General features: G+C 35.0%; 20 protein-coding genes and 1 tRNA gene. 17 read left to right on the forward strand and 4 right to left on the reverse strand.

Annotation, left to right across the window (positions count from 1 at the left end; genetic code table 11):
- Positions 1–364: 364 nt before the first annotated feature.
- A complete protein-coding gene (locus BM161_RS13330; RefSeq protein WP_074933528.1) occupies positions 365–1,207 on the reverse strand; it encodes a PHP domain-containing protein in 843 nt (280 codons plus the stop codon).
- An 84-nt stretch (positions 1,208–1,291) separates the two neighbouring features.
- On the opposite strand from BM161_RS13330, the gene BM161_RS13335 reads away from it, so the two are divergent.
- From BM161_RS13335 to BM161_RS13355, 5 genes are all read left to right on the forward strand, one after another.
- Positions 1,292–2,545 carry a Crp/Fnr family transcriptional regulator gene (locus tag BM161_RS13335; protein WP_074933531.1) on the forward strand — a complete coding sequence of 418 codons (1,254 nt, stop codon included), beginning with the start codon at positions 1,292–1,294 and terminating at the stop codon, positions 2,543–2,545.
- A 17-nt stretch (positions 2,546–2,562) separates the two neighbouring features.
- A tRNA-Thr gene (locus tag BM161_RS13340) sits at positions 2,563–2,635 on the forward strand.
- Positions 2,636–2,978: 343 nt separating this feature from the next.
- Positions 2,979–3,710, forward strand: a complete 732-nt coding sequence (locus BM161_RS13345; protein ID WP_074933533.1) for a hypothetical protein — start codon at positions 2,979–2,981, stop codon at positions 3,708–3,710.
- A 123-nt stretch (positions 3,711–3,833) separates the two neighbouring features.
- Positions 3,834–4,184, forward strand: coding sequence for a helix-turn-helix domain-containing protein (locus BM161_RS13350; protein WP_074933536.1), 351 nt, complete (start codon positions 3,834–3,836; stop codon positions 4,182–4,184).
- On the forward strand, positions 4,181–5,497 hold the full coding sequence (locus BM161_RS13355) for a type II toxin-antitoxin system HipA family toxin (RefSeq protein ID WP_074933539.1): 1,317 nt from the start codon (positions 4,181–4,183) through the stop codon (positions 5,495–5,497). Before BM161_RS13350 ends, BM161_RS13355 begins: the two co-directional genes overlap by 4 nt.
- Here BM161_RS13355 and loaP read toward each other — a convergent pair.
- Genes loaP through BM161_RS13370 form a run of 3 tightly spaced genes read right to left on the reverse strand, consistent with a single transcriptional unit; the run spans position 5,468 to position 6,704 of the window.
- The gene (loaP, locus tag BM161_RS13360) at positions 5,468–5,989 is read right to left on the reverse strand and encodes an antiterminator LoaP (RefSeq protein WP_074933542.1); all 522 of its coding nucleotides are present in this window, start codon (positions 5,987–5,989) and stop codon (positions 5,468–5,470) included. The genes BM161_RS13355 and loaP overlap by 30 nt on opposite strands.
- A gap of 11 nt (positions 5,990–6,000) precedes the next feature.
- Positions 6,001–6,435, reverse strand: a complete 435-nt coding sequence (locus BM161_RS13365) for a type II toxin-antitoxin system VapC family toxin (protein WP_074933545.1) — start codon at positions 6,433–6,435, stop codon at positions 6,001–6,003.
- Complete coding sequence (locus tag BM161_RS13370; RefSeq protein WP_143090581.1) at positions 6,432–6,704, reverse strand: hypothetical protein; 273 nt, start codon at positions 6,702–6,704, stop codon at positions 6,432–6,434. The genes BM161_RS13365 and BM161_RS13370 overlap by 4 nt, the downstream gene beginning before the upstream one ends.
- A 414-nt stretch (positions 6,705–7,118) precedes the next feature.
- On the opposite strand from BM161_RS13370, the gene BM161_RS14440 reads away from it, so the two are divergent.
- From BM161_RS14440 to BM161_RS13425, 12 genes are all read left to right on the forward strand, one after another.
- Complete coding sequence (locus BM161_RS14440) at positions 7,119–7,292, forward strand: hypothetical protein (RefSeq protein WP_177206250.1); 174 nt, start codon at positions 7,119–7,121, stop codon at positions 7,290–7,292.
- Positions 7,293–7,641: 349 nt separating this feature from the next.
- Positions 7,642–8,532, forward strand: a complete 891-nt coding sequence (locus tag BM161_RS13375) for an NAD-dependent epimerase/dehydratase family protein (RefSeq protein WP_074933551.1) — start codon at positions 7,642–7,644, stop codon at positions 8,530–8,532.
- Entirely contained in the window at positions 8,529–9,665 is a 1,137-nt protein-coding gene (locus tag BM161_RS13380; RefSeq protein ID WP_074933554.1) for a glycosyltransferase family 4 protein, read from the forward strand. Before BM161_RS13375 ends, BM161_RS13380 begins: the two co-directional genes overlap by 4 nt.
- 3 nt (positions 9,666–9,668) lie before the next feature.
- Positions 9,669–10,583 carry a WaaS/CpsH family glycosyltransferase gene (locus BM161_RS13385; RefSeq protein WP_074933557.1) on the forward strand — a complete coding sequence of 305 codons (915 nt, stop codon included), beginning with the start codon at positions 9,669–9,671 and terminating at the stop codon, positions 10,581–10,583.
- A complete protein-coding gene (locus tag BM161_RS13390; protein ID WP_074933560.1) occupies positions 10,583–11,701 on the forward strand; it encodes an EpsG family protein in 1,119 nt (372 codons plus the stop codon). The genes BM161_RS13385 and BM161_RS13390 overlap by 1 nt, the downstream gene beginning before the upstream one ends.
- Positions 11,702–11,728: 27 nt before the next feature.
- Positions 11,729–13,189: a lipopolysaccharide biosynthesis protein gene (locus tag BM161_RS13395; RefSeq protein ID WP_074933563.1), complete on the forward strand. Its 1,461-nt coding sequence runs from the start codon at positions 11,729–11,731 to the stop codon at positions 13,187–13,189.
- A gap of 46 nt (positions 13,190–13,235) precedes the next feature.
- Entirely contained in the window at positions 13,236–14,435 is a 1,200-nt protein-coding gene (locus BM161_RS13400) for a glycosyltransferase family protein (protein ID WP_074933566.1), read from the forward strand.
- A 23-nt stretch (positions 14,436–14,458) separates the two neighbouring features.
- Positions 14,459–15,628: a glycosyltransferase gene (locus BM161_RS13405; protein ID WP_074933569.1), complete on the forward strand. Its 1,170-nt coding sequence runs from the start codon at positions 14,459–14,461 to the stop codon at positions 15,626–15,628.
- Entirely contained in the window at positions 15,612–16,274 is a 663-nt protein-coding gene (locus tag BM161_RS13410) for an acyltransferase family protein (RefSeq protein ID WP_074933573.1), read from the forward strand. The genes BM161_RS13405 and BM161_RS13410 overlap by 17 nt, the downstream gene beginning before the upstream one ends.
- Before the next feature lie 158 nt (positions 16,275–16,432).
- Positions 16,433–16,726: a hypothetical protein gene (locus BM161_RS13415; protein WP_074933576.1), complete on the forward strand. Its 294-nt coding sequence runs from the start codon at positions 16,433–16,435 to the stop codon at positions 16,724–16,726.
- Between the two features lie 102 nt (positions 16,727–16,828).
- The gene (locus BM161_RS13420; protein WP_074933579.1) at positions 16,829–17,956 is read left to right on the forward strand and encodes a DegT/DnrJ/EryC1/StrS family aminotransferase; all 1,128 of its coding nucleotides are present in this window, start codon (positions 16,829–16,831) and stop codon (positions 17,954–17,956) included.
- Positions 17,957–17,971: 15 nt separating this feature from the next.
- Positions 17,972–18,520 carry a GNAT family N-acetyltransferase gene (locus BM161_RS13425; protein ID WP_074933582.1) on the forward strand — a complete coding sequence of 183 codons (549 nt, stop codon included), beginning with the start codon at positions 17,972–17,974 and terminating at the stop codon, positions 18,518–18,520.
- Positions 18,521–18,524: the final 4 nt, after the last annotated feature.

Consider the following 18,524-nt stretch of genomic DNA (forward strand, 5'->3'; position numbering starts at 1 on the left):
TTTCAGCCTGCAAAATTGAAAATAAATAAAAACTGCAGGCTGATTTACAAGAAGAATATAAATTATAAGTCATAATTTTATTTTCTGAGCCTGTAAAATTAAAAATATAAAAAAATTACAGGCTGAACTACAGAAAATCTATTAGTTATAAAACAAAATCCTATATATTAAGCCTGCAAAATCATTCAAATTGCAAATCTGCAGGCTATAAAAACTGATCATGTGCAGCGCGCCAAGCATGGAGGGGTGCCGCAGGCAGCCACCGCAGTAAACGGTGGTTGAGCTTGTCGAAACTACCGTTTACGAGGAGGCCGAGCGACAGCGAGCCCCGGAACGCGTGTTGGAATGTGAATTTGCGCCGGAATTAATTAAGAACTTTCAACAATTCTTCAAAATAATACTTATCTTCAATCTTCTTGCCGCCGCAAGTATGGCCAAGACGACGGTCGCTGCGGATTTTTTCTCCGTGGAAGTCGCTGCCGGCGGTAATTACAAAGCCAATTTTTCGGCCAAGTTCTTCAAGGCGGAGGCATTCTGTAACCCTGGCGCCCGGGTGAAAAGCTTCAATGCCCACAACGCCCTTCTCATAGCAATCAGTTAAAAACTCAGGAAGGCGGCCCCACGACAGATAAAGAGACATAGGGTGCGCAATAACAGGCACACCGCCGCTTTCGCGAATGGCAACAATGGCCTCATCAAGATTTGTACAGACTCGGGGAACATACCATTTACGGCCCCTCGCAAGGTACTGGTCAAAGGCCTGCTGACGGGTCTTTACAACGCCGTGCTTTACAAGCTCAGCCGCAAAGTGAGGGCGCCCAAGAACGGTGCCAGGAAAATCGGCTTCCAGTTCTTCAAGTGTTATATCAACTCCGTCCTCATTCATCTTCTGAATAATCATACTGTTGCGCTCAAAGCGGTTTTTTATAACGTTTTCTACTATTATATTAAGAGATTTTGAAGGTTCTTTTAGGCCAAGCCCCAGAAGGTGAAACTCTCCGGTAGGGAAAGTGATATTAATTTCAATTCCGGGAACAACTGTTACACCAAGCTCTGCACCGGCGCGCTTTGCTTCTTCAAGGCCGGCAGTTGTGTCGTGATCTGTAATTGCAATGACTTTTATATTTTTATCGGCCGCTTTCTGAATAATCTGGGCCGGTGTGTACTGTCCGTCTGAAGCAGTGGTGTGAACATGTAAATCTATCATAAGATAATAATAGCATTTTTTTCGAATGTGTGATACAATTTAGAGATAGTAGGAACACTATATTTAAAGGGGTTGTATAAGAGTATGCCTAAAGCGATGCAATATACAAAAGGGTCTATCATCTATTTTGAGGGAGACCACGACGAGCGCATTTTTATTATGCAGCAGGGAGCGGTTCTTTTAACCAGCACCGATATTGAATCTGGACAGCCGGTAGCTGAACAGGTTAAGAGCGGTGAGTTCTTTGGTGTAAAATCTGCACTTGGTCATTTCCGTCGCGAAGAAACTGCAACTGCTCTTGTTCCTACTGTAGCTGTTGCTCTTACAATTCAGGAATTCGAAATCCTCTTCAGTAATAATAAAGCTCTGATTATGAAGATGCTCCGCGTTTTCTCTAATCAGCTGCGCCAGATTCATAAGAAAACTGAATCTATCTTGAACAATGTTCAGGAAGATCAGCAGACCGGTATGATTGCTGTTGCAAACAGCTTTTATGATGATGAAGAGTTCCGTTCTGCCTGTGATGTTTATATGAAGTTTATGAAGCGTTACCCGAACAGCCCTCAGATTCCAGAAATTCAGAAAAAATATAATGATGCAAAGCTTCGCGCAGACAAGCTTGCGGCTCTGAATCGTAATCCTGTTGTTGATTATGATGATGAAGGCGGAAATTCTTCCCTCAAGCTCTTCTCTTTGCCTGCATTTGAGCGTTTTGCCAAGACTTATGAGCCGGGCGAAGTCATTATTGCTGAGTATGAGCCGGGAGACAGTTTCTATCTGATTCAGAGTGGTCGAGTTCAGCTTGTGAAATGCGTAAACGGCAGCAAAAAGAATCTGGATGTTCTTAAACCTGGTGAATTCTTTGGTGAAATGGCAATTCTGGACAATTCTGCCCGTTCTGCAACCTGTATGGCTGCCGGAAAAGTAAAGTGTCTTGAATTCAATAAAGAAAACTTTGAGCTTTTGATTACAGGCAACCCTCAGATGGCCCTGCTTCTTCTTAAGCTTTTCTGTAAGCGTATTTACGACCAGAAGCGCCGCTTTAAGATTCTTGTTATTAAAGATCTTCAGGCCCGCATTGCAGATGTATTTATGCTGCTTGATGAAATGAATCCGGTTATGAACGAAGCTGAAAAACAGCGCCGTTTCAACGTTACAATTTCAGATGTTGCCCACTGGGCCGGCCTCAATGCCGAAGTTACCCGCGATGAAATCAACAAGTTCGTAGAACGCCGCAAGATTGAAGTTTACGAAAACTACATTGTTGTAAACAACATCAACGACATGAAGCGCACTGTAGACACCCGTGGCGGTGCTCGCGGCACAGGCCTCAACTAATTAATCTCGTACATTTTGCCGACTTAGCTCACCTGGTAGAGCAGCACCCTCGTAACGTGCAGGTAGTCAGTCCGAGTCTGACAGTCGGCTATAATACACGCCGTGCATAAAATTATGTACGGTTTTTTATTGGAAGTCGGAAAATACGGACTGACTAGCGGAGTGAGCGCCTGAAAATTGCGAAAACGTGGAACAATTTTCAGGAAAAGGTGCCATGGATGGCACCGACAGCGAACGAAGACGCCCCGGAAGGAGCAAACACGATGTTTGCGACTGTAGGGGGGCAGTTCGAGTCCTGATTTCTGCTTGTATTAGAATCCCGAACATCGGGATCTTTTTTTTTCATATTCCTGTTACTAAAAAAATATAAAACTGTTATATTATATGAAACCCGCAACGCATGGCGGAGATTAAAAATATTAGGAAGCAGAAAATGAAAAAAAACTTACTTACATCTTTATTAATTTGCAGCCTTACTGCCACATTAATGATGTCTTGTGCATCAACTAAAAAATCAGACGTAGAATACAGTTATGATGATGAAGGCGACTCATACGGAGTTTATGACGAAAATACAGAAGTCAGAAGAGAAAAAATCGCCGAACCGGAAGTTACAGACACCTTCTTGGGCGACTTTGATCCAATCCAGCTCCAGTCATTAATCGTACTCAAAAAATCAGGAAAAAAATTAAAGGCAAAAGAATACACAAAATTCTACCTTGTTCCAAGAAGCAACAGCATTGAAATCACCTTCCGCGACACCGCAAACGAAGTTTCAATTATCTGGTCAAAGGCCGAAAGAGACAAAATCATAGAAGCCTGCAATACCTTCCTTACCCAGTACGAAGAAAAAACAGTGCCACACCACAAGGTAAATCCACGCACTGCATACTTCAACTCAAAATGCAGCCTCTGGTACGGAGTTCTGAATGCCGACAACGGCTGTTCCCGCAACGACTACTATCTCAACTGCGAGTTCATTGACAAAAAGCCATACCTTCTATTCAAGTTCTCTCCAACCCGCTGCGACGAGCTCGATCAGTTTACTCCATCAGTTTCGTTCTATATGTCTCCAACTCACATCCGCGAGTTTATCGAAGTAATTTCCCAGGACAACCTCGAATACCAGCTCAAAGAAAAACGCGAAAGAGCGTATACATACTAATTAAAAATCACCCTGCTGTAATTCGCCAAAAATGGCGAATTAACCACCGAAAATACTTATAATTCGCCATATTTGGCGAATTATAAATTTGACTTTCACTAATTCCTGTGCTATATTCAAGTCATGAATATGAAGGCAGTTTATACAGATGAACAACTCATAAAAGAATTTGGCGAAAGAATCAAAGTGAACCGAATCCGCTCTGGTTTTACGCAGGAAGAGCTTGCAAAACAGAGTGGGGTTGCCAAAAGAACAATTGAGCGCGCAGAAATGGGCGAAAGTATACAGTTCTTAAATGTTATAAAGCTTCTTCGCGCCCTTGGACATCTAGATTCTCTTGAGGTTTTGTTGCCATCATTAGAAAAAACTCCTTTTGAATACATAAAATCACCCAAAATAGAAAAACGTCAGCGATATCGCCATGTAGCAGAAAAACAGGCAGATTACGGTTTTAAGTGGGGAGATGAAGAATGATAAATACAGCTCTTGTAAAGCTATGGGGAACAACCATAGGTGCGGTTTCTTTAGATGATTCACAAAGAACGGCAGATTTTGAATATGACCTGTCCTTTGTTTCCAGCGGAATAGAAGTGTCTCCAATCGTAATGCCATTAAAAAGAGGTGTTTACACTTTTCCCTCTCTTCCTTACGAAAGTTTTCATGGTTTACCGGGCCTGCTTTCAGACTCCTTGCCAGACAAATTTGGAAATGAACTTATTAATGTATGGCTTGCAAAGCAGGGGCGGCTTCCCGAATCCTTTAATGCAGTAGAGCGTCTTTGTTATACAGGTACTCGCGGAATGGGTGCCTTAGAATATGAACCAGCCGTATCTTCTCTTGTAGAAGAGTCAAGTCAGATTCAAGTATCCGAGCTGGTAGAATTGGCTTCTACAGTATTATCAAACAGAAAGAATCTAAAAGTTGTTTTAGAAGAATGTGATAAAAAACAGCTTGCAGAATCCCTTAAACATATAATAAGCATAGGAACTTCTGCCGGCGGGGCAAGAGCAAAAGCTGTTATAGCCTGGAATCCAAAAACAAATGAAGTTCGTTCCGGGCAGATAAAAACAAATTCAGATTTTGAATATTGGCTTATAAAATTTAGTGGAGTAAGTGGTAATAAAGATAAGGAAGATGAAGATCTTTCTGATTTTGGAATGATAGAATATGCCTATTATCTTATGGCAAAAGACTGCGGAATAAATATGATGCCTTGCCGGCTTCTTGATGATGGTAAAAACCGTCATTTTATGACAAAACGTTTTGACCGTACAAGCGAAGGCAAAAAACTTCATATGCAGTCACTGGCAGCTATGGGACATTTTGATTTTAATGCAGCTGGCAGTACAAGTTACGAACAGTGCTTTACAATATTAAATACCCTAGGGCTTGGTCATTATGAAAAACTGGACATGTTCCGCCGCATGGTCTTTAATGTTGCAGCCTGCAATTGTGATGATCATGTAAAAAATATTTCTTTTTTGATGGATAGAAGCGGTAAATGGTCTTTAGCACCAGCTTATGATGTATCATTTGCTTATAATCCCGATGGAGCGTGGACCAGCTCTCATCAAATGACAATAAATGGGAAGCGAAAAAAGATTGAATTTTCAGATTTTGAAAATTGCGCAAAAATTGCAGGTCTTAAAAATGCAGAAGTAAAAGATGCTGTTGCTGATGTTTGTGCGTCAGTTTCCCACTGGAAAGATTTTGCAGAAAAGTCCGGTGTATCAGAAGAGCGGATTAAAGCAATAGCTTTACTGCTTGCTGATATCTTCAAAGCTTAAGTCCATGGTGTGAGCCGTGCCGCCAAAGTCTACGCAGATTTTGGCGCGCTGCTTGCGTTTGTCTACTTTTATGATGCTGCCTTCAAAGCCCTTGAGCGGACCTTCAATAACCACTATGCGGTCGTTGTCATCAAAACGAACAAGTGAAGGACCAATTCTTGGTCCAAGTCCCAGAAAATGCTGAATAATCTGCAGGTCATGCTCTCCAAGGGGCACAATGTCCGTATTGCTATTCAGAAAGTGGTAAAAATCCGGAACCTTTTTGAGTGCTGCAAGTGTAAATGAATCTACACCGTTCACTGTCTGTAAAATAATGTACGAAGGAAACATTGGCTGCACTTGTGTAAGAAGCTTTCCCTGTCGACGTATAGTAAGCTCTCGTGTGAGGTATATAAAATTATGCTTATCTGCAAGCTGCGGAGCAAATTTTCGAACGTTATCTATAAAAGACTGTTCCTTGCCTGACGCTACCTGAATAATAAAGTACTGCAATTTCGCTCACCTCATCTGTAATCCCGCAACTCAAAGCTTTGGAAAACTTCAAAATCCCGTGGATTCGCTGTGATTATGGATGTAATGTTGTTCGAAAGATAACACGAGGCCATTTGAGTGTCGTTTATGCGATTACGACCAAGTATGTACATATTCATCCAGGCGAGAGTTCGTTTAAAGGAAGTGTCGTTGGGGTAGAGAACTTTTACCCTGTCAAGATCGCACCAGAAATCAATAACATCAATAGCTTCCTGGATTGTAAAAGCATTAGAAAACCTTTTAGAATCAGTAATTACATGAAGAAATTCATTAAAACAGTTAAAGTATATTGCAATTTGAATAGATTCATCATCGATAAGCCTTGAGAATAAAGCATGTGCATTTTTGTTCCTGGGAGAATCCTGCCAGTATAAATCTACGAGAAAACAGGTATCAAGACCAATCATAGTTTAATCCTCCCGCTAATAAAATCTTCTTTCCATGAATCATCAGAAAGAAAATCTGAGGCACCAGGTCTTAGCGAAACAGTTCTTGAAAAATCAATATCTTTCAGGCTTTTCTTCGTTTTAAAATGCAGGTCAGCGTAATCCTGCATGGCATTACGAATAAGTTCAGAAGCTTTACGCCCCTGCTTCTGAGCCTGAAACTGATAGTCTTCATACAACTGCACACCTACATAAAGGGTCACAGGTTTTAAATTATATGGATAACTCATACGGTTATTATATGTATGAATTGTATGTATGTCAATATTTTTTTTCGGGCAGTCCCCCGGCGGCCGCATCCGCGGCCGGCGGCGTCGGCACTTCCGCAATTCCGCTGCCGCTGCAGCATCCTCGGCGGCGAAATCCGCCGCCTCCGGTTGCCTCGCAAGGTTGTTGAAACAACCTCGCTCGCCGCTCCAGCGCCTACTGCAGATAGAATTGCTAAATAATTCCCGTAAAAAACATACAAAAAATCTACGATTTGTTTTTATGGAAAAATGCATTTTGGACCAAATTAGGATTTTGATGTAGGTTTCGGAAATATAAATTTCACGAATGATCCACGAACGACAAGTTGTGAGTATGCTACAGGGTGGTATTTAATAATCGCTCAGATTGAATCTTCTTGTAATTGGATTTCTCGAATGTTTGAAGATCCTCATTTTGTAACAAAAGTTAAAAATCGATGGAATGAAAAGAGAAATATTTTACAACAGACATTTGCTAATGAGGGTGTAATTCAGATCCTAGCAGATGATATTAAGGTTTCTGCTGATTATAACTTTATAAAATGGCCAATTCTTGGAACTTATGTATGACCAAATCCTACAGGGTGTGAGAATCGTATCACATACTTGAGTGAAGTTGATTATATAAAAAATTGGTTATCAGAACGATATATATGGCTTGATCTTGCAATCAATGATTTGTAATTTTTGATTTAAAAATATAATTAACATTTTTTGAACTTTAGTAAAAAGTTTAGAATAAGTCGTGTTTTTCTCTACTTTTTTTGAAATATTAATTATTTTTTTACAAGTTCAACTTTCAATTATATAAAATTGCAATTTTAAGGTTGTCGTTTTATATTTTCATTATTTTGTATAACTTGAGAGTTTCTAGTTTATAATATAGAATATAAAAAAATATTTGTGCGGAAGATTTTTTATGAAAAAGATTCTTATTACCGGTGCTAATTCATACATTGGAACTAGTTTTGAACAATACGTAAACAAAAATTATAATACGTTTTTTTCAATCGATACAATAGATATGATTGATGGTAATTGGCGACAAAAGGATTTCTCTGTTTATGATATTGTTTTCCATGTTGCAGGTCTTGCACATGCTGATGTTGGAAATGTGACTGAAGAAATAAAAGCAAAATATTATGCTATAAATACAAATCTTGCTATTGAAACTGCCCAAAAAGCAAAATCTGATGGAGTGAAGCAGTTTGTGTTTATGTCATCGGCAATTGTCTATGGAGAATCTGCTCCTTATGGAAAAGCAAAACTGATTACTACAGAAACAGAGCCGCAGCCAGCAAATTTCTATGGTGATAGCAAATGGCAGGCTGATAAAGGTATTAGAGAAATTGCAGATGGCAGTTTTACAGTAGCAGTTCTTCGTCCACCTATGATTTATGGCAAGAATAGTAAGGGAAATTATCCAATTATGGCAAAATTGGCAAAAAAACTGCCAGTATTCCCAGATGTGCATAATGAAAGATCAATGCTTTATATTGAAAATCTTTGCGAGTTTTTAGCACAGGTTATGATTCTTGGAAAAGGTGGTATTTTCTGGCCTCAAAATGCTGAATATGGTACTACAAGTGAGATAGTTCGTTGTATTAGTAAAACATGTGGGCACAAGATTTTAGTTACAAAGGCCCTAAATTGGGCTGTAAAACTAGCCTCTTTTATACCGGGAAAAATAAGCGGATTAACTAATAAAGCTTTTGGTAATCTTACTTATGATTTAGAAATGAGTAAATATGATTTTGACTACCAGTTAGTTGGATTGGAAGAATCTATAAGAAGGACGGAAGGTAAATGAAAAAAGCATTGATGCTGGCCTCTGTTGCTTCAATGATAGACCAGTTTAATATTCCAAATATAAAAATACTACTTTCTCTTGGATATTCTGTTGATGTTGTTGCAGATTATACGAATCCAGGAAATATTTCTAAAGAACGTTCTGAAGATCTTATTAAACGTTTGAAAGAACTAGGAGCTAATCCTATAGATATTCCTGTTCCTCGGTCTATAAATCCTAAAGTTGTTTTAAAGGCTTATATACTGGTAAAGAAGCTAATTAGTACAGAACATTACAATCTTATTCATTGTCATAGTCCGATTGGTGGTGCAATTACAAGAATTGCTGCAAAATCTGAACGAAAAAATGGTTGTAAAGTTATTTATACAGCTCATGGATTCCATTTTTATAAAGGAGCTCCATTAAAGAACTGGATTGTTTTTTATCCGATAGAAAAAATCCTTAGTAAATTTACTGATGTTCTTATTACTATCAATAAAGAAGATTACGAAAGAGCAACAAAAAAGTTTAAGGCAAAACAGACTGTATATGTACCAGGAATCGGTGTTGATACAGAAAAATTTAATAAATCTCGCAATGGAAATAAAATCCGAAAAGAATTTGGCTTAAATGAAACGGATATACTGTATTTATCTGTTGGAGAACTTAACGACAATAAGAATCATGAAGTCGTTATCAGGGGGCTCTCAAAAATAGAAGAAAAGCCATATTATATAATTGTTGGTAAAGGTGATAAAAAGGAATATTTACAGAGTCTGGTAAATGATCTTGGTTTACAAGATAAGGTTATATTCGCTGGATTCCGGCAGGATGTCGCTGATTTTTATGATGCGGCAGATGTTTTTATATTCCCTTCTTTTAGAGAAGGTCTTTCTGTTGCTCTTATGGAAGCAATGGCAAGCGGGTTACCTGTAGTTTGCGGAAAAATAAGAGGGAATACAGATTTAATTGATTGCGAGGGGGGCTTCTTCTTTGACCCACACAATATTAATTCTGTTGTGGAAAGTATTAAAAATGAATTAAATGCAGACAGAAATGTACAGAAAAATTATAATATGAAAAAGATACAGCAGTTCAGTTTGGATAATGTAAATAAACACATGATTTCAATTTATAAAAATTGTGAGGTTTAAGATTTGAATAATAAAGAGATATGTATTATAAGGGCAAAACTTAAAAAAGATTATGTTTATGATGCTATTTCGCATTATGGTTATTACATACAAACACCTTATACTGGGAACAGTCTTTTTTTTCGCATTTTTAGAGAAATCTGGTTCAGATGTAATTTACCATTTAAGAAGATATGGTACAGAAAACTATATAAAGACAACTCTATAAAATGGATTATATTATTTGATCCATTAATCACACCAGAGTATATTGAATGGTTACATAGCAAAAGAAGCGATTGTAAGTTCTTATTACTTTATGAAAACAGAGCTGATAAAACTATCAGACCAGACTCTGTTCCTAAATATGTTGAAAAATGGTCTTATGATGATGATGATTGTAAGCAGTATTCAATGAATAAGTTTAAGCAATATTTCTTTTTGGAATATAAACGTACGCCAAAACATAAACCAAAATATGATGTTCTCTATTTAGGAAGAGATAAAGGAAGAGCAGAATATATCTTAAACTTTGAAAAACAATTAAATGAAATGGGTTTGAGAACCTATTTTCATATTTGTGCAGACCGGCAGTTTTTACGATTTAAGAAAAGATATTACAAAAAGCTTTTAACCTATGATGAATATCTTGATTTATTGATAGATTCAAAAGCTATCCTAAATATTGTACCAGAAGGACAAACTTCTGTTACACAAAGAGAAATGGAAGCTGCTTTTGATGGTATAAAATGCATAACAAATAATAAAGGAATAAAGACTTTTCCTCTTTATGATGAAAGTATTTTCTTTTTGCTTGGTGAAGATGATATAAATACAATACCTGAATTTTTAAGCACAGATGTCAAGATTTATGATTATGAGATATTGACTAATTATGATTTTTATAAAGGTTTAGAACAGCTTGTAGGAATAAGATAATGGCAATAGGTCTTCTTGTATTACTTTTTTTAATGGCATGTTTCTTCCCAAAGTCCAGATTGTTATATACATTGATTGTATTATACATATGGATTGTATTTTCATTTAATACAGGTGCTCCTGATAGAAATACATATCAATGGATTTACAATGAAGATATAGAAGGAGCTTTTGAGCCTTTATTTACATTTTTAATGACATTATCAAGACGATTAAACTTTTCTTATGTCGGTTTCCGAATGTTATTGGCTGCATTATATATAATGTTCATACATCTCACATATAGAAGTGTTGAAAAATATAAGACATTTGCATTAGCAATGTATCTATTAGCACCATTCCCCTGGCAAGTCTCTGGTATTCGTGCGGCATTAGCTTGTTCTATTATAATGTATGCTATTTCATTATTGATTAAAAATCCAAATAAAAACAAGTACAAATTCTTGTTTGTTATACTATTAGCAACATTGGTTCATTATTCATCCATATTATTCCTTGTTTTATTATTTGTAAATCAAGGAAAATCAAGTAAACGAATTTTTGAGTTTTTGATTATTGCAATTATTGGGACAATAATTGTCTTGTATTCTGACGTTCTTATTAATGTAGTTAGTAAGTTTACGAAACGTGAGAAAATTATTGGTTGGCTAACTGGAGGAAAAGATAAGGATGGTTTTCCAAATTGGAAAGGATTTGCAGCTGAGTTATTAATATTATTTGGCAATATCTTTCTAACATTTAAATCTAAAAATATAATAAGCAGAAATAGTGCAGATTATGAAAAAACAAGAGTTGTAAGTTTTATTTATAATTTAAATATTATAACAATTCTTTTTATCCCCTTCTTAAGACTTAATGATACCTATGCCAGATTGCTTATCGTAATGCACGGGGTTAATATTGTTTCTTACACTATGGCGGCATATGTTCTACAGGAGAAAAAAATACAGTTGCTAAGCAAAAAGCAATCATGGCTTACAAAACCAAAAGTCAGATTTAACAGATTTGTACTTATTATTCCTTTGTGGTCTTATTTTATTGCTATATACCAGAATCTGCCATTTAAGGGAACTTCTATGTCTGTCCTAGAATTTCTTAATAAAATGAAGATTTTTTAATCAAATAATTATACAGGCTTTTTGTTTATGGATAAGAAAACTTTTGCCTCAAGTGCAATGTGGAAAATAATAGAAGCTTTCTCAACAAAAGGGGTTGCGCTTGTAGTTTCTATAATATTAGCAAGGCTATTATTACCTGAAGATTATGGAATTGTTACTTTAACAGCAGTTTTTATAAGTTTATCAACGATACTTGTTCAAAGTGGATTAAGTACTGCATTAATTAGAAAAGAAACGGTTGATGAAACAGATTATAATAATGGATTTATTATAGGATTTGGAATTGCAACTTTATGTTATTTGCTGTTTTTTTTTGGAGCCAGCATAATTTCAAAGTTTTATAATGAACCGCTTTTAATTCCTGTTATAAGGATTCAAATGCTTTCTCTTTTTCTTGTAGCATTTGGAAATATTCAGACTGTAATTATAACAAGAGAATTTCGTTTTCGAGAGTTATGTATTGCAAATATAATTGCTAATGCTGTAAGTGGAATAACAGGAATTGTTTTTGCATATTTAGGTTTTGGTGTCTGGGCTCTCATTACTTATACTTTGCTCAGAGATGGAATATCTAATTTTATTATTTTTATAAGAATAAGATGGTTCCCATCTATTAAATTTGATTTTTCTCGAATGCATTCATTGTTAAAATTCAGCATCTGGGTTTTAATTGCAACATTGGTTGATTTTGTTGGGAATAATTACACCAGTACTCTTATGGGTAAAAAATATTCACTTGCTGAATTGGGGTTATATGGTAAAGGAATACAATTGCCTGAAATGATTTGTCTGTATACTTTTGGGGCAATAAGTAGTGTCTTGCTTCCAACTCTTGCCCAATATCAAAATGATACAGAAAAGTTAAAGTCTATTTGTAAAAGACTTGTTGAGATGACAAGTTTTATAATTTTTCCAATGATGGTTGGATTAGGGGGGGTTGCAACAAAATTAGTTCCTTTTCTATTTACAGAAAAATGGTCTGCCTGTGTGCCAATTTTTATTTGTTACTGTATTTATTATGGAGTGAATCCATTAAGATCAATTAATTTACAGCTTTTATATGCAATCGGAAAATCTCAAAAAGCATTATTGATTGAAGTAATCCGTTCTGTGTTCTTGATAGTTGGAGTGACATTTTGTGCCTTTGTATTTAAAACAAATATTTATGTAATTGCAGCTTACTCTGCACTTGTTGCAATTATTAATGTTTTGATTACACAATTCTTTACAAGACGCTATGTAGAATACAATTATAAAGAATGGATTAAAGATATGTTGCCAGCAATCTTCTTGTGTACAGGTATGACAATTATTGTATTTTTATTTGGAATGATACCATTGCATCCGTATATTACTATGTTCATACAAATATTGATAGGAATTATTTCGTATATTTTAATGTCAGTCTTAACCAAGAATCGTAATTTTTATGACATAAAAACATTTATTTTTGAGAAAATTTCAATCCGAAGAAAACAAAAAAAATAATTAATATTTTATTTAGGAAGAATTAGAGAATTAAAATAGAGGAATTATGGCTAATATACTTTTTATATATCCGAGAAAAATGGTAACCATTGAAGATATGCACAATATTTTTACTTCTGAAGAGGCAAAAAAACTTAGTTTTAATGCTAGATTTGAGACTGTATGGACTATAAACAAAAGTATATTAGAATGGGCGGATGTTCTCGTCTTTGTTCGAAATCTTGATCTTATTTCTCAATGGGTTCTTAAAAAAGCGCATAAAAAAGGATATTTTATAATTCAGTTTTTTGATGATGATTTATTAGGGCTTCCGCGCTCTGCTGTAAATAGGGTTCAGTTTCTTAAATGGAGAAAGAAAGCTGTAAAAAGTGGATTTGAAAATACAGATGTTATTCTATCATCAAATTTTATGCTTGCACAAAAATATGCAAAAATGATTCCTTCTGGGAGATTTGCAAATATAGATACAGTAGTACCAAAACAAGCCTTAATGCCTTTGGAAGAAAATAAAAGCAATCAAAAAGTTAAAATTGTTTTTGCGGCAGGTGCTAATCATGAAAAAGTTTTTAATGATTATATTTCTCCCGTTATTCCTCGATTGGCAAAAGAATGTAAAAAGCAATTTTCTTTTACGTTTTTTGGAGTACATCCAGATGTGCCAATGACAGAAGGTAATGTTGAAGTAGAATATATTGGTGCAATGCCACTGTTGGAATACAGAAAAAAAATTCAGGAAGGAAAATATGATATAGGCTTGGCCCCTCTAGAACATAATGATTTTACTCAATACAAATATTTTAATAAGTTCATTGAATATACGATTGCAGGAGCTTCTGCTATTTATAGCAAAGTACCGCCATATACCCTGGTAATAGAAGAGGGGAAAAATGGTTTTTTCGCAGAGAATACAACTGAAAGCTGGTTTAAGGTTTTAAAAACTGTAATAGAAAATGATGAGCTAAGAATCAATGCATACAAGAATGCATATAAACATATTTTGCAAAATATGAACCCAAAAGCGATTTTTAAAAAGCTTTATAATGATATTCCGGAATTAACAAAACATAACACAGATAAAAAAGCGTTTTCTATTACTTTTCTTAAAATCAAGTTTTTCTTCTTTAGAACTCTGGAGTTTTTCTATTTGATATTTGAATATTTGCGCACAGCAGGAATAAAGGGTACTGTAGAAAAAGTATTGGATTATCATAAAGACAAAAAAATTGCAAAAAAAGAACAGTTATAAGTTTAAAGGAACAGGAAAAGTTAATGAGTAAATTATTGTTTATCTATGAACGAGATATGCCAACTGTTAGTATTACAAGAGAGGTATTCTCACGGCTGAAACTCTATCCTTCTATTGAATCAGATTTTATATATCTTTCTGATGTCTCAAAAGATGAAATAGATTCTCATGATGTTATTATTTTTATAAGGCCGGACAATATTTACAGTTGGAAAATCGCGAAAAACGCAAGGGATGCAGGTCATACAGTTGTAACTTTTTGCGATGATGACCTTCTTAATCTTCCAAAAAGTTTACCAACAATACCATGGAGAAAAAAAGGACTCTTAAATGCGCTCGCGAATTCAAATGTTATCTGGTCATCAAGTAAATATATTCTGGAAAAATATTGTCCTTATACCTTTAGTAAACGTACTGCTATAACAGATACAATTGTACAGGAAAATGAATTGGGCAATATTGCATTTAATGAATCTGATGTTGTAAAAATTGTTTATGCGGCAGCATCAAGCCACAAAGATTTATTCAATAAACTTATAAGTCCAATTATTCCAAAACTGGTTCAGGAATTTGGTGAGAAAATTTCTTTTACTTTTATAAGTGTACATCCTGAGGTTGAAGGGGTAAAATGTGAATACTTACCTGGAATGCCGCTGCTGGAATACAGAAAATATATGAAAGAGCAGCATTTTGATATTGGTGTTGCGCCTCTTTTTAATACTGAATTTACAAAATGCAAGTACTTTAATAAATTTCTAGAATATACCACGCAGGGTGTTTTGGGAATTTATTCTAAAACCGAACCATATACTTATGTAATAGAAGATGGAATAAACGGGTTATTAGCAGATGATAATCCTGAAAGCTGGTATGACGCTTTAAGTAAAGCAATAAAGGATACACAGTTAAGACATAGTTGTATAAACAATGCTATACAGTATATAAAGGAAAATCATTCCGAAAAAGCTTGTATTGAGAAGATAATACAAGGAATACCTGAAATTTTAGATTCAAGAAATAAATATATTTCTTGTAAATCCTTTTCATTTAATAAATTTTTCTATTATTTCTCACGTCCATTTGACTGGACTTATTTGTTTTTATTTTACCTTAAGAATACAGGGGTAAAAGCTGTTATAAAAAGAATAAAGATGCATTTTGTTGAGGTTAAGGCTTATGCAAGAAAACGTTAAAACAAGATATAATTGGATTGATAATTTAAAACTCTTTGCCTGTTATGGTGTGCTGCTGGGACATTGCTATTCTCTTTTTATAGGACAAGTTGCAAATGGGCAAGAAAGGTTGTCCACTTTTGCAAATGCTTTTCTAAAAACAACAAGCTTTATTTATAACGGAGATATGTGGGTAATTGTTTTTTGCATGCTGTCAGGTTATCTGCTTGTATCAAAGAAATTTATAAATATTAAAGAATTACTAATTGCTATATTTAAACGTTATTTAAGGTTTGTAGAACCTTTGGCACTTCTTGCGCTTTTTATTGTATTGTTGAGATTTACTGTTGGATTTGAGCAAAGGAATTCATTAGTTGCCAATGAATGGATTGGACTTCCGATGACAGTTAATTTAGGTAACCTTTTGAAAATGGTCTTTTTATTTGATTCGTATATGGATAATCCTTTATGGACAATGCGCGGAATTTTTGCCGGGGGAATTTTAATATATATATTAAATTATTTGATGGATAAAGTTTCAATCAAAAGACATACTCTAATTATTTTCCCGTTGGCGTTTGTTTTATTTTGCATAGGTCTTTTTTATAGTTTTGATATTTTGGTTTGTTCATGTGTTTTGATTGGGGGGGGGGGTACGGATGTATAGGTAGTAAAAAAGTTCACAACTTGTACTTTAGTCTGTTTGTATGTTTAATATGTGTGTTTATGCTAGGAGGCGGACAAAATCTTCTGTGCAAAGTATTTGGGATTACAAGTCATTTTCTTGTAGATAGAAAATGGTATGTGTTTTATTGGAGTATAATTATGTATTTCATTACAAATAATCAGAGCATTACTGAAAAATATATTGGCAAGTATAATGTGGTAAAAGATCCAAATCATTCTTTCTATGTTTATATTTTACATTTTCTTATTCTTAAGACATTTGTAATGTTATTATTTGAAATCCTTTTGCCACATTTTGGATTTGCCGTAACTGCAACATTGTGTACTTTTGCTGCGTTTTTGATTACTTTTGTTGTAGCAAAAGTTTTTGGAAACTGTTTTCAATTTATTATTTCGACGACAAGAAGATTTAAGATTATAAAGAACAATTGATATTAGTAAAAATCTAATGTTCATATGTTGAATGATTGATTTTTTTAATTTGCAATGCTATATTGCTTAAATACGTTATGTATACAATTGGAGAAATAATAAATGGCAATTCAAGTATTAAAACCAAAATTTCATGTTGAAGAATGTCTTGAGGGTGTTAGAGAGTGTCTGGAAAAAGGTTGGACAGGCATGGGCTTTAAGACCGTTGAAATGGAAGAAGAATGGAAAAAGTATACAGGTCATAAATATGCTTATTACCTGAATTCTAATACAGTAGGACTTCATCTTGCGGTAAAAATCCTTAAAATGAATAATGGATGGGCTGATGGAGATGAAATTATTTCTACTCCTATTACTTTTGTATCTACAAACCTTGCGATTGCATATGAAAATATGAAACCTGTTTTTGCAGATGTTGATGATTATCTTTGTATGGATCCAGTTGATGTAGAAAAAAAGATAACTCCAAAAACAAAAGCTGTTATTTTTGTTGGATACGGCGGAAGAGTTGGACAGTTAGATAAAATTATTGAAATTTGTAAAAAGCATAATCTTAAATTGATTCTGGATGCAGCTCATATGTCTGGAACAAAAGTAAATGGTGTTTGTCCTGGAACTTGGGATGGAGTTGATGTAACTGTTTATTCTTTCCAGGCTGTTAAGAATCTTGCTACTGGTGATAGTGGTATGATTTGCTGGGCAGATGAGAAATCTGCAGAAATGACTAGAATGCTTGCATGGTGTGGTATTAACAAAGATACTTATGCACGTTCAAATAAGGGAACTTATGCATGGAAATACGATGTAGATTACATTGGCTACAAATATAATGGTAATGCAATTATGGCTGCAATTGCTTTGACACAGCTTAAGTATCTTGATGAAGAAAATGCACGTCGCCGCCAGATTGTTAATATGTATAATGAGGGATTTAAAAATAATCCTAAAATCAAGATTATTCCTGCTCCTCATGCAGATGAATGCAGCTATCACCTTTATGAATTGATTGTTCCAAATCGTGAAGAGCTTTTGAATAAGCTTTCTGATGATGGAATTAACTGTGGTGTACACTACCGTGATAATACTGAATACAGTGTATTTGCATTTGGTGATGGTCAGGCTCCTAAAGCTCGTGAAGTGAGCCAGCATTTAATTACAATGCCATTACATATGTGGCTTACAGATGATGATGTTAAGACTATCATCGAGAAAGTAAATCAGTATGTTTAATTGGTAGGATCATTTATGTTTTATGATGGTGTTTTAGAAGGAAAATATGTTGATTTGCGCTCTTGTACAGAAGATGATGCAGAGTTTACAAGAGAAATCAGAAAAGATCCTGAATTTGTAAAATTTCTGCCCGCAATTGACAATACCTTGGAGCAACAGAAAAACTGGATAAGGCATCAAAGGGAAAAAGAAGGCGATTACTTTTTTGTTGTTTGGGATAAAGAAGGAAATCGTCTTGGTACAATAAGTATCTATAATGTGAATGGAAAACATGCAGAAAGTGGAAGACTTGCTATTAAAAGCAAGAATCCATTTCAGGCTATTGAAGCTCAGATTCTTTCATTCCGTTTTGCCTTTAGTGTTCTTGGACTTGAATGCATAGATGGTTTTATTTTTGCAGATAATGACAGGGCAATCAGATTTAATCAACAGTTTGGTGGAAAACATTATCCTCCTACTGTTGATGAACAGGGGCGTGAAATAATTAAAATTGAAAACTGGCGAGAAGATTTTGAAGTGGTTGATAAAAGACTAAGTTCAATTCTTTATCGTCAAAGAAAATAAGGAG

Origin of the sequence: Treponema bryantii (assembly GCF_900113965.1) — a bacterium.
GTDB classification, from domain to species: Bacteria; Spirochaetota; Spirochaetia; order Treponematales; family Treponemataceae; genus Treponema_D; species Treponema_D bryantii_A.

What these genes read in the sequence shown, in the direction of transcription:
- BM161_RS13330 (WP_074933528.1), bottom strand. Translation starts at nt 1,207, where the DNA reads ATGATAGATTTACATGTTCACACCACTGCTTCAGACGGACAGTACACA.
- BM161_RS13335 (WP_074933531.1), top strand. Translation starts at nt 1,292, where the DNA reads ATGCCTAAAGCGATGCAATATACAAAAGGGTCTATCATCTATTTTGAG.
- BM161_RS13345 (WP_074933533.1), top strand. Translation starts at nt 2,979, where the DNA reads ATGAAAAAAAACTTACTTACATCTTTATTAATTTGCAGCCTTACTGCC.
- BM161_RS13350 (WP_074933536.1), top strand. Translation starts at nt 3,834, where the DNA reads ATGAATATGAAGGCAGTTTATACAGATGAACAACTCATAAAAGAATTT.
- BM161_RS13355 (WP_074933539.1), top strand. Translation starts at nt 4,181, where the DNA reads ATGATAAATACAGCTCTTGTAAAGCTATGGGGAACAACCATAGGTGCG.
- BM161_RS13365 (WP_074933545.1), bottom strand. Translation starts at nt 6,435, where the DNA reads ATGATTGGTCTTGATACCTGTTTTCTCGTAGATTTATACTGGCAGGAT.
- BM161_RS13370 (WP_143090581.1), bottom strand. Translation starts at nt 6,704, where the DNA reads ATGAGTTATCCATATAATTTAAAACCTGTGACCCTTTATGTAGGTGTG.
- BM161_RS14440 (WP_177206250.1), top strand. Translation starts at nt 7,119, where the DNA reads ATGTTTGAAGATCCTCATTTTGTAACAAAAGTTAAAAATCGATGGAAT.
- BM161_RS13375 (WP_074933551.1), top strand. Translation starts at nt 7,642, where the DNA reads ATGAAAAAGATTCTTATTACCGGTGCTAATTCATACATTGGAACTAGT.
- BM161_RS13380 (WP_074933554.1), top strand. Translation starts at nt 8,529, where the DNA reads ATGAAAAAAGCATTGATGCTGGCCTCTGTTGCTTCAATGATAGACCAG.
- BM161_RS13390 (WP_074933560.1), top strand. Translation starts at nt 10,583, where the DNA reads ATGGCAATAGGTCTTCTTGTATTACTTTTTTTAATGGCATGTTTCTTC.
- BM161_RS13395 (WP_074933563.1), top strand. Translation starts at nt 11,729, where the DNA reads ATGGATAAGAAAACTTTTGCCTCAAGTGCAATGTGGAAAATAATAGAA.
- BM161_RS13400 (WP_074933566.1), top strand. Translation starts at nt 13,236, where the DNA reads ATGGCTAATATACTTTTTATATATCCGAGAAAAATGGTAACCATTGAA.
- BM161_RS13405 (WP_074933569.1), top strand. Translation starts at nt 14,459, where the DNA reads ATGAGTAAATTATTGTTTATCTATGAACGAGATATGCCAACTGTTAGT.
- BM161_RS13410 (WP_074933573.1), top strand. Translation starts at nt 15,612, where the DNA reads ATGCAAGAAAACGTTAAAACAAGATATAATTGGATTGATAATTTAAAA.
- BM161_RS13415 (WP_074933576.1), top strand. Translation starts at nt 16,433, where the DNA reads ATGTATTTCATTACAAATAATCAGAGCATTACTGAAAAATATATTGGC.
- BM161_RS13420 (WP_074933579.1), top strand. Translation starts at nt 16,829, where the DNA reads ATGGCAATTCAAGTATTAAAACCAAAATTTCATGTTGAAGAATGTCTT.
- BM161_RS13425 (WP_074933582.1), top strand. Translation starts at nt 17,972, where the DNA reads ATGTTTTATGATGGTGTTTTAGAAGGAAAATATGTTGATTTGCGCTCT.